An 8,828-nucleotide genomic window follows, 5' to 3' on the forward strand; every position below is an offset into this window, starting at 1 on the left:
AATAGTGAATGTCAGGCAGTTACCCTAGAAAAACCCCAGACTTTTTTCCGTTATTATAGTGACGAAAATTACAAAAAAGGTCGTTTTCTGACCACGGATCAATATACCACCAATGTGGAAGTGATCAGGAATTTAGCCCTCGATCAAAAGTGGAATCCTCCCAATCAAGCGACCAAAGTAGTATCGGTGACTTTGCCGGCGGGAACAACGGTTTATCAAGGAATTGTCGCCCCCCAGAATCCACCTTATTGTTATCACGGTGGTGGTCAGCAAACTTTTATTAAAGACTCGCGAGATGCCAATATACAATGGGGAGAGGGGCGAGGACTAACGCTTACATCTCTTTGGTGTCACTAGAATATTATGGAAACGAAAATAAGGGAATTAGTTCAATCAATTGACCAAGCTATTACCGTGGCCGAACAGATGCGAGAAACAGAAAGATCGACTCGGATTGAGGGTTTAATTTCTGTCCTAAAAACCATCAAAAGTCAGGCTTTAGCTGGTCAATTACCACCGTCTCAAGGCATTGTTACCCTAGGATTAGCGCGAGAAGTAGCTGATTGGATCGATCCCCTCGATTCTCCTTTATTGAAAGCGGTGGGTAAAGTAGAAAGAGAATATCAAAAATATTAGGAGTTGTCGGTTACAGAAGTTAAAATTAACCGAGAGCGATCGCAGTCTATCTCGATCTGATTTTTTAATCGATCGAGAGAATTAAATTTCTGTTCTGGTCGCAGGAATTGCACTAAATCCATCGTTAAAATACGATCATATACATTGCCCGACCAATCCAATAAATGGATTTCCACACTGATAGTTTTTCCCTCGATCGTGGGACGATAACCGATATTCATAACTGCCGGTAAGCGAGAACCATCGAGATGCACCCAACCGCAATAAACCCCCAGTCGCGGCAATAATTTATCGGGAGGAACCTGTAGATTAGCGGTATGAAAACCTAATGTTCTGCCCAGTTGTTGCCCGATGACCACACGACCGGTTAAACTGTAGGGACGACCTAACATTTGTCCGGCTTGCTCAACGTTTCCTGCTGCCAAAGCTTGACGAATTAGGGAACTACTAATTCGACCCGTCCCACAGTTTTTTAAAGCAACAATCTCGACTTTAATATTAAATTGAGAGGCGATCTGTAATAAATCTTCCGCTGTACCTTGACGACGATAACCGAAGCGGAAATCTTGACCAACACTGATCGATTTAGCCTGTAATTTTGCTACTAAAATCTGTTCGATAAAAGCCAAGGGAGTCAGGGAAGCTAATTGAGCAGAGAAAGGCAGTAAAACTAATTGTTTAACGCCTAAATTCTCTAAAACCTCTACCTTTTCCCCTAGAGGAGTTAATAACTGCCATTTTTCCCCCGTAAAAAATTCCCGCGGGTGGGGAGTAAAACTAACAACGGTGGGATAAGCGGGTTCATCCTGAAAAATTGGCTGTAGGACGGTTTGATGACCTAGGTGCAAACCATCAAAGTTACCAAGAGCGATCGCACTAGGGGCTAAAATACGGGTATTAGGGGAATCTACAATCCACACGCTGGCTTTAAGAACAGATACAAGAGAATAATTCAAGCGATTAATCTTGAGTGTAGCCTTTTGATTCTATATCAATCGGGCGATTAAGCCAAAAAAACACCCCCAATCCCTTGGATGCCTTTGGAAGCTTTACCAAATTGAACGTGAACGATCCCGGTGCGATCGGCCTGGCATTCCCAATTAATTGCACCGGAAAGATGAGGGAAACAAGCATTCATTAATTGTTCAGTTCGTTCTTGTTTTGGTCGTCTGTGGTTGTTCTTCGTGCTGTTGTGGTTTCCCAATCTGAATCAAGCATAAGGTTCTTGTTTTTGTTTCTTTGGTTCTAATCCTGTTGCTAATCATAGAGCGATCCCAGAAGTATCTAGCGAAAGGTGATCGCACTTTAGTTAACTAACGGTTTACCATAAGTAGTCGTGCAAAATTAATTTCCTAGTGAAGATAGGCAAAAGGCAAAAGGCAGGAGGCAAGAGGTAGTTAGATATGTGTAATTAATTTTGCTTAGGTACTTAGTAAGGTGGGCGATTTTTATACCACTTATAGCGGTTCTCGCATCTGTGCGGCACACTTAAATCTTTGCTGATTAAGCTGTTCAGGATCGGAAATGTACCTCTTCTGAATCAGAAACGCTATATTTTATTTATTGTGTATAATTGAGATGGTGACGACTAATTTTGAATGGGATGAAGACAAAGCTAAGATAAATCTGAGAAAACACGATATTTCTTTTAATGAGGCTAAAACTGTCTTTGAAGATACCTATTCTTTTACTTTAGATGATCCCACTCATTCAATCTTAGAAGATCGTTTTTTGACAATTGGTTATTCTAGTCAAAACCGCTTGCTTTTAGTTGTTCATGCTGAAAGACAAGGAAACATCAGAATCATTAGTGCTAGGAGAGTAACTAAACATGAAAGAAAAATCTATGAACAAAGTAATCAATGATCCCATCAAAGATGATGAAATGTTAGATGATTATTCTGAGGTTTTAACGGAGTCTCATTTAAAAAGTGCAGTGAGAGGAAAGTATGCTCGTTCTTTAGCAGATAAGGATGCTTCTACCATTAAGATTATAGCAGAAAATGAAGAGAGATATGTTAACATGAAAACCATTGAAGTTGAAGCATTCGTTAATAACGAAGGTCAATTAACCGTACAAGTTCCTTCAAATTTAAAAGAAGGACAATATCAGGCTGTATTGATTATAGAAGAACCAAAAAATGAAAATCAATGATCTTAGAATAGATAAAATCACAAAAAAAAAAGCCTCCAAGTGATTGGAGGCTTTTTCAAAGAAAAATAACTGTCATTAACCTTCTGCTAATTTCAGATCCCGCAGGGCGCTAATATCCACTTGAATCGATGGCCCCATGGAGGAAGAAACGTAAACTGTGCGCCAGTAACGACCTTTTGCCCCGGAAGGACGGTTTCTGTCCACCGTTTCCTGTAAAGCTTTCAAATTAACTAACAGATCCTCAGCACTAAAAGAAGCTTTACCAAATTGAACGTGAACGATCCCAGTGCGATCGGCCCGGAATTCTAATTTACCCGCTTTAAACTCAGAGATTGCCCCCGTTAAATCCGTGGTTACGGTTCCCCCTTTCGGTGAGGGCATTAAACCCCGTGGACCGAGTTGACGACCTAATTTAGCCACTTTCGGCATCATATCGGGGGTGGCAATTAACACCTCGAAATCCATCATCCCCTTGGCGATTTCTTCGATTAATTCTTCTGAACCAACGATATCGGCCCCAGCATTGTTCGCTTCCTGCACCTGTTCCCCGCGAGTAATCACCGCTACCCGCACCGTGCGTCCGGTTCCTTTAGGTAAACTGACCGTTGTCCGCAGTTGTTGGTCGGTATATTTAGGATCGATACCTAAACGAATATGAGCCTCGGCGGTTTCGTCGAATTTCGCCGTCGCTAATTCCTTTAATAATGTTAGTGCCTCTAATGGCTCGTAGGCTTTATTTTCTACCTTAGCCTGGGCATCTCGCAAACGTCGTGAAACTTTTTTTACCATCTGATTTGTTGCTCCTTGGGTAATAACGAAGCTTAACTTCTCCCCGAAATAAGATTTAGTCTGAGATCTTGACACCCATATTTCTGGCCGTTCCCGCCACAATATTCATGGCCGCTTCGATGTCGTTAGCGTTAAGATCGGGCATTTTAGTTTGGGCGATTTCGCGTAATTGGTCGCGGGTAATGGTGGCGACAAATTTCTTGTTAGGTTCGTTGGAACCTCTTTCCACACCAGCCGCTTTACGGATGAGAACGGAAGCGGGGGGAGTTTTGAGGACAAAGGTAAAACTCCGATCCTCAAAAACGGAGATTTCCACAGGGATGATCATCCCGGCCTGATCGGCGGTTTTAGCGTTGTAATCTTTACAAAACGCCATAATATTCACCCCGTGTTGACCCAAAGCAGGACCGACCGGAGGAGCAGGGTTAGCCTTACCAGCAGGTAAAGCTAGTTTAATAATTGCGACGACTTTTTTAGCCATGATTTAGTTTTGTTTTTCGACTTGATTAAATTCCAATTCGACCGGGGTATCCCGACCAAAAATGGAGAGCAGGGCCTTGAGTTTGCCGCGCTCGGGACTAACTTCGATCACTTCCCCTTCAAAGTCCTTAAATGGACCGGATAGGACTAAGATTTGATCGCCAACTTCCATATTGATTTTGACGACGGGTTCTTGAATCTGAGCTTGTTTGAAGATGCGATCAACTTCTGACATACTCAAGGGTAGCGGGGTGACGTGACCACGGCCGCGTCCGTAGTGGCGTTTTTGTTCGGCCCCGACAAAGTTGATCACATGGGGGGTGTTTTTCACCACCTGCCAAGCGTCATCATCCATGATCATTCTGATCAGGACATAACCGGGGAAGACTTTTTCCTCACCGTGTTGCCGTGAACCATCCTTGCGGACTTTGACGGTGGCCGCTTGGGGAATCTGAACTTGCAGAATGCGATCGGCCACATCGAGGGTGTGGATGCGCTGTTCCAAATTAGCTTTGACCCGTTTCTCACAACCAGAAGCCACCTGCACGGCATACCAACGGGGTTTTTTCGGTAGGCCGCTAAGATTGAGTTCTTCGGGAAACTGCTCTTCTTCTAGATTCATGGGAACACCTTCCCCGCACCCCAGGCAAAGAATTTATCGATTAGATAGATGAGAGTGGCTACTAAAGTCACCATTAACATCACCGCCGCCGATTCGCTCAAAAGTTGCTGACGGGAAGGCCAGACGACTTTGGCGAGTTCTTCTTTGGTTTCATTGACGAATTCCTTGACCTGAAAGGAGCTTCCCTCTTTCTTGTCGCTCGCGTCTTTTTCTAGGGTTTCTTTTTTGGCCACGATCGCTACTCCTTAAAATGATACTCAAGCTATCCTTAACTTATCATTTTCACCGGACAACCCACACTAACCCCCAGACATTTAGATTATGTCCTTTGCAATTATCGGCTTGGTGATTACCAAACGCGCCCTGGAGGACTTGAACCCCCGACATCAGGTTTTGGAGACCTGCGTTCTACCAACTGAACTAAGAGCGCCCATTCGCTAAACTATTGGGCTTTTTTAAGGCCTTTATTTATTATAGCGTAGTTGTTGGCGATTAAGCAACTTTCTTGGTTAGGCTGTCGCCGGAAATTTTTTAGAGGGGGCGATCGAAACGTTCTTGGACCCTGGTGGCTTTGCCAACCCGATCGCGCAGATAGTAGAGTTTCGCCCGGCGTACTTTACCACGACGGATGATCTTGATATTGGCAACCCGGGGCGAGTGGAGCAGGAAAACTCTTTCTACTCCCACACCCTGGAAGACTTTGCGTACTGTAATCGTTTCGTTGATACCGCCATGGCGTTTGGCGATGACAATACCCTCGTAGGGCTGAATCCGCTCTTTATCTCCTTCAACGATTCGCACCCCTACCCGGATCGTGTCACCGACATGGATAATGGGCAGATCGCTCTTGAGATACTCGGCTTCGATTGATTTGATAATCTCTTCCGTTTTCATCGGCTTTCGTAAAACTGACAATTTCCTATCATACCATATTTTTTTAAGTACAGCCTTTCTCGTCTAAATGAAATATGATCTAAACGGGATTAGGGACTTGCGCTTTGATAATGTATCTTTTGGGCGAACGCAGTTCGCCCCTACATTGTGGACAAAATCCGTTACTGTAGAAGTGCCAGGAACCTGCGCCCTCCGATCGCTCAAGTGTGCTGATCACCCTAAGTAGGGGGAAGTCCTTCGAGAGTCCCCGCAGCTAAGGGACTTACGCTTTGATAATATGCTATCTGGCTGGTCTGATTCTTCTACAGGGCGATTTTCTGGCTGGGATATTATTCCCAAGCAAGTCCCCTACGTCCAGCTTATAGTAGTAGCCAACAACCCCGACGAGCAAGCCATTTGCGCCCAATACCTGCGCCATAATCGCGTCAGATACTTTGCTTTGATCTAAGATTGAGTCAGCAATATCTAATTTGGAGTCTCAGGCAATGGAACCGATTTCTCTAATTCTCGCTGCGTTGGCTGCTGGTGCGGTTGCTGCTGCTAAGGATACGGCAGGAACAGCGGTTAAGGATGCTTATGAGGGTTTAAAAGCGTTGATTAAGAAGAAATTTGCAGAAAAAGGGAAAACAGATGATAGTGATATCGTCGATAAACATGAGAAAAAACCAGATTCAGAGGGGGTAAAAACACTTCTCAAAGAAGAGTTACTTGAAGCAAAAATTGATAGAGATGCAGAGGTTATTAAGACAGCAGAAGAATTACTTAAGCAATTAAAACCTGAAGAATTTGCCGCAGGTAAGTATAATATTAATGTTGGTGATGATATTAAGGGAATGGTGGGAGATGGTACTTTTAAGGGAATTGCAGGAAATATTAGTGGCGGAAATATTAGTCAGAATATTAATTAGTTGAGGATTATTTAGGAGGGAAATTTATGTCAATTACTGTTGAGGTAGAACTTAAAGATTTTCTAATTCAAATCAATCAAAAGTTAGATAATCTTCAAAAAGATGTTACTGATATTAAGATTGAACTTAGTGAAGTTAAAGGTGAAATTAAGCGTCTGGAGGAAAAAATCGATGGTGTCGAGAAGCGTCTGGAGGAAAAAATTGATGGTGTCGAGAAGCGTCTGGAGGAAAAAATTGATGGTGTCGAGAAGCGTCTAGAGGGAAAAATTGATGGTATTGAGAAGCGTTTAGAGGGAAAAAATGATGGCGTGGAAAAGCGCTTAGAGAATCAAGAGTTTGTCAGTCGAGGGATTTTAGTCGCTTTAATTGTAACGATTTTATGCGGTTTGGCTAAATTGTTTGGTTTAGTAGGAAGTCCTTAAAAATTGCTAATTCTAAAACTGCAATTTAAAGTTAACTTGAAAAGAATAATTTTGGGGTAGCAAAAATGACTGATAAAAGTTATTATTTAGAAATAGGGGGTGATGTTAAAGGTCTTATCGGTGATGGTGAATTTAAGGGAATTGCAGGTGATATTAGTGGGGGTGTAATCAATCAATATATTATCACCCAAAAGTCAGGAGTTGAGATTCAGTCTCAACCTTTAATTACGGGTTCACCTTATTTGGGTTTAAGGAAGTTTGAGGTAGATGACAAGGATAGGTTTTTTGGGCGAGATAATTGGATTATTGAGTTAACTGATTATTTAAAGCAAAAGAATGTTTTATTGCTTTTAGGTGCGTCGGGAAGTGGTAAGTCTTCTCTCGTGCAAGCGGGTTTAATTCCTAAGTTAAAGGATGATTTTGGCGCAAATAAATTGGTTAATTTAACTTTTGTTCCTGATGTTAATCCCTTTGAGTCTTTCTATGGTTGTCTTTTAGGGAATAGATATAAACAATACCAAGCGAAATTAGCACAAGCTGTTAAGGAAGATACTTTAATTAAGGTGGTTGAAGGATTAAAAAATAATTCTGATTTATGGTTTATTTTTATTGACCAATTTGAGGAGTTATTTACTCGTACACCGAAGACAGAAAGAGATATTTTTATTAAAAGTTTGATTAAATTAATTGACAATAATGATAGTTTAGTCAAAATTGTGATGACGATAAGGGCGGATTTTTTAGATAAATTAAGTCCTTATCCCAGTTTAGGAAAAATCCATGATCAGTATAGCAAGATGTTAACGGATATGGATGAAAGTCAGTTAAGATTAGCTATTGCTGAACCAGCGGCGAGAAATGGGGTAATCTTTGAAAAGGGATTAATTAATCAAATTATTGCCGATTTTTATGAACAGGCCGGCTCTTTACCTCTGTTACAATATACATTAGATTTATTGTGGCAAAAAAATCATATTCAAGAGCGGGTTTTAAATATTAAGATTTATCAAGATATTGGTGGGGTAACGGGTGCGCTAGAAAAACAAGCGGATAAAATTTATGGTCAATTTAATGAGGTGCAAAGGAAAGCAGCAGAGGAAATTTTTCTAGAGTTAATTAGTTTAGAAGGGGAAAAAGCGGTTAGCAGAAGGGCGGATAAATCGAGTTTTGAACAGGAGGAAATGCAAAGGGAGGTTCTCTATCAATTAATAGATAATCGTCTTTTGGTGAGTAAGGGAGAAGACGGGAAAGCAACGGTTGAGGTAGCGCATGAGGCGTTAATTCGTTCTTGGAAAGTGTTACAGGATTTAATTGGAGAAAAGGAGGGGATAATTGTTCTGAGAAGTCGTTTATATGCTGATGCTAAACAGTGGGATGATTTACAGAAGCAAGATGCAGTAAAAGCGAGTAGTGAGCTTTGGGGAGGTTCTAAACTGAAAAGGATTGTCAATCTTATCAAAGAAAAATCACTTTCTAATTTAGATGATGTAGCCGTAAAATTTATTAAAGCTAGTTATCACTATCAAAAGCAACGAGAAAAAATCGAAGCAGAAAGAAAACGGCGCGAAGTTGATACAGAACTTAGTTTAGCAAATTCTCTCAGTGGTTATTCTTTGCATCTCTTTAATGAAGAGGGAAAAGAATTAGATGCTATTGTTGAAGCGATTAAGGCAGGAAAAATTTTGCAGAAACACAACGCAAGCAACACGAAGGTAATTCATGCTTTGCAGAAGATTCTGGTTGAAGGAAGGGAATCTAATCGCTTAGTAGGGCATAATGGCAGTGTCAATAGTGTGAGTTTTAGCTCCGACGGCAAGACTTTGGTGAGCGGTAGTTGGGACAAGACTATCAAACTCTGGAATGTAGAAACAGGCAAAGAAATCCGCACCCTCAAGGGGCATGATAGCTATGTCTTAAGCGTT

Annotated in this window: 15 protein-coding genes and 1 tRNA gene; 8 read left to right on the top strand and 8 right to left on the bottom strand. The window is 41.6% G+C overall.

Annotation, left to right across the window (positions count from 1 at the left end; translation table 11 throughout):
* The coding region (locus EWV60_RS19760) for a hypothetical protein (protein ID WP_287234197.1) at positions 1–357 on the top strand (357 nt) is incomplete at its 5' end.
* A 6-nt stretch (positions 358–363) separates the two neighbouring features.
* Positions 364–636 carry a hypothetical protein gene (locus tag EWV60_RS19765; RefSeq protein WP_002754305.1) on the top strand — a complete coding sequence of 91 codons (273 nt, stop codon included), beginning with the start codon at positions 364–366 and terminating at the stop codon, positions 634–636.
* On the opposite strand, the gene EWV60_RS19770 is transcribed toward EWV60_RS19765, so the two are convergent.
* Both EWV60_RS19770 and EWV60_RS19775 read right to left on the bottom strand, forming a co-directional pair.
* Positions 633–1,556 carry a bifunctional riboflavin kinase/FAD synthetase gene (locus EWV60_RS19770; RefSeq protein WP_287234213.1) on the bottom strand — a complete coding sequence of 308 codons (924 nt, stop codon included), beginning with the start codon at positions 1,554–1,556 and terminating at the stop codon, positions 633–635. The two genes, EWV60_RS19765 and EWV60_RS19770, sit on opposite strands and share 4 nt — an antisense overlap.
* A gap of 83 nt (positions 1,557–1,639) precedes the next feature.
* The gene (locus tag EWV60_RS19775) at positions 1,640–1,774 is read right to left on the bottom strand and encodes a hypothetical protein (RefSeq protein ID WP_287234200.1); all 135 of its coding nucleotides are present in this window, start codon (positions 1,772–1,774) and stop codon (positions 1,640–1,642) included.
* Positions 1,775–2,214: 440 nt separating this feature from the next.
* Here EWV60_RS19775 and EWV60_RS19780 point away from each other — a divergent pair, with 440 nt between their 5' ends.
* Together EWV60_RS19780 and EWV60_RS19785 are read left to right on the top strand one after the other, a co-directional pair.
* Complete coding sequence (locus EWV60_RS19780; protein ID WP_002792451.1) at positions 2,215–2,502, top strand: BrnT family toxin; 288 nt, start codon at positions 2,215–2,217, stop codon at positions 2,500–2,502.
* Complete coding sequence (locus EWV60_RS19785; protein ID WP_287234202.1) at positions 2,468–2,791, top strand: hypothetical protein; 324 nt, start codon at positions 2,468–2,470, stop codon at positions 2,789–2,791. Before EWV60_RS19780 ends, EWV60_RS19785 begins: the two co-directional genes overlap by 35 nt.
* A gap of 75 nt (positions 2,792–2,866) precedes the next feature.
* Here the strand turns inward: EWV60_RS19785 and rplA are convergent, their stop codons facing one another.
* The 6 genes from rplA to rplS form a co-directional block, all read right to left on the bottom strand.
* Entirely contained in the window at positions 2,867–3,580 is a 714-nt protein-coding gene (rplA, locus tag EWV60_RS19790; RefSeq protein ID WP_002742736.1) for a 50S ribosomal protein L1, read from the bottom strand.
* Between the two features lie 55 nt (positions 3,581–3,635).
* Positions 3,636–4,061 (bottom strand): 50S ribosomal protein L11, encoded by a 426-nt coding sequence (gene rplK / locus EWV60_RS19795; protein WP_002735897.1) that lies wholly within the window; start codon positions 4,059–4,061, stop codon positions 3,636–3,638.
* A 3-nt stretch (positions 4,062–4,064) separates the two neighbouring features.
* Entirely contained in the window at positions 4,065–4,682 is a 618-nt protein-coding gene (gene nusG / locus EWV60_RS19800) for a transcription termination/antitermination protein NusG (RefSeq protein WP_002735925.1), read from the bottom strand.
* On the bottom strand, positions 4,679–4,915 hold the full coding sequence (gene secE, locus EWV60_RS19805) for a preprotein translocase subunit SecE (RefSeq protein ID WP_002737505.1): 237 nt from the start codon (positions 4,913–4,915) through the stop codon (positions 4,679–4,681). Before secE ends, nusG begins: the two co-directional genes overlap by 4 nt.
* 124 nt (positions 4,916–5,039) lie before the next feature.
* A tRNA-Trp gene (locus tag EWV60_RS19810) sits at positions 5,040–5,112 on the bottom strand.
* Between the two features lie 101 nt (positions 5,113–5,213).
* Complete coding sequence (gene rplS / locus EWV60_RS19815) at positions 5,214–5,576, bottom strand: 50S ribosomal protein L19 (RefSeq protein WP_002754314.1); 363 nt, start codon at positions 5,574–5,576, stop codon at positions 5,214–5,216.
* Positions 5,577–5,853: 277 nt separating this feature from the next.
* On the opposite strand from rplS, the gene EWV60_RS19820 reads away from it, so the two are divergent.
* From EWV60_RS19820 to EWV60_RS19835, 4 genes are all read left to right on the top strand, one after another.
* A complete protein-coding gene (locus EWV60_RS19820) occupies positions 5,854–6,024 on the top strand; it encodes a hypothetical protein (protein ID WP_287234207.1) in 171 nt (56 codons plus the stop codon).
* 37 nt (positions 6,025–6,061) lie between these two features.
* The gene (locus EWV60_RS19825) at positions 6,062–6,484 is read left to right on the top strand and encodes a Het-E N-terminal domain-containing protein (RefSeq protein ID WP_287234209.1); all 423 of its coding nucleotides are present in this window, start codon (positions 6,062–6,064) and stop codon (positions 6,482–6,484) included.
* A 26-nt stretch (positions 6,485–6,510) separates the two neighbouring features.
* A complete protein-coding gene (locus tag EWV60_RS19830; RefSeq protein ID WP_287234210.1) occupies positions 6,511–6,906 on the top strand; it encodes a hypothetical protein in 396 nt (131 codons plus the stop codon).
* 65 nt (positions 6,907–6,971) lie between these two features.
* On the top strand, positions 6,972–8,828 hold a 1,857-nt coding region (locus EWV60_RS19835; protein WP_287234212.1), incomplete at its 3' end, for an NACHT and WD repeat domain-containing protein.

This window comes from Microcystis sp. Msp_OC_L_20101000_S702 (assembly GCF_007095705.1).
Classification (GTDB): Bacteria; Cyanobacteriota; Cyanobacteriia; order Cyanobacteriales; family Microcystaceae; genus Microcystis; species Microcystis ichthyoblabe_A.

What these genes read in the sequence shown, in the direction of transcription:
- EWV60_RS19765 (WP_002754305.1), top strand. Translation starts at nt 364, where the DNA reads ATGGAAACGAAAATAAGGGAATTAGTTCAATCAATTGACCAAGCTATT.
- rplS (WP_002754314.1), bottom strand. Translation starts at nt 5,576, where the DNA reads ATGAAAACGGAAGAGATTATCAAATCAATCGAAGCCGAGTATCTCAAG.
- nusG (WP_002735925.1), bottom strand. Translation starts at nt 4,682, where the DNA reads ATGAATCTAGAAGAAGAGCAGTTTCCCGAAGAACTCAATCTTAGCGGC.
- EWV60_RS19780 (WP_002792451.1), top strand. Translation starts at nt 2,215, where the DNA reads ATGGTGACGACTAATTTTGAATGGGATGAAGACAAAGCTAAGATAAAT.
- EWV60_RS19820 (WP_287234207.1), top strand. Translation starts at nt 5,854, where the DNA reads ATGCTATCTGGCTGGTCTGATTCTTCTACAGGGCGATTTTCTGGCTGG.
- EWV60_RS19775 (WP_287234200.1), bottom strand. Translation starts at nt 1,774, where the DNA reads ATGAATGCTTGTTTCCCTCATCTTTCCGGTGCAATTAATTGGGAATGC.
- EWV60_RS19785 (WP_287234202.1), top strand. Translation starts at nt 2,468, where the DNA reads ATGAAAGAAAAATCTATGAACAAAGTAATCAATGATCCCATCAAAGAT.
- rplA (WP_002742736.1), bottom strand. Translation starts at nt 3,580, where the DNA reads ATGGTAAAAAAAGTTTCACGACGTTTGCGAGATGCCCAGGCTAAGGTA.
- rplK (WP_002735897.1), bottom strand. Translation starts at nt 4,061, where the DNA reads ATGGCTAAAAAAGTCGTCGCAATTATTAAACTAGCTTTACCTGCTGGT.
- EWV60_RS19830 (WP_287234210.1), top strand. Translation starts at nt 6,511, where the DNA reads ATGTCAATTACTGTTGAGGTAGAACTTAAAGATTTTCTAATTCAAATC.
- EWV60_RS19825 (WP_287234209.1), top strand. Translation starts at nt 6,062, where the DNA reads ATGGAACCGATTTCTCTAATTCTCGCTGCGTTGGCTGCTGGTGCGGTT.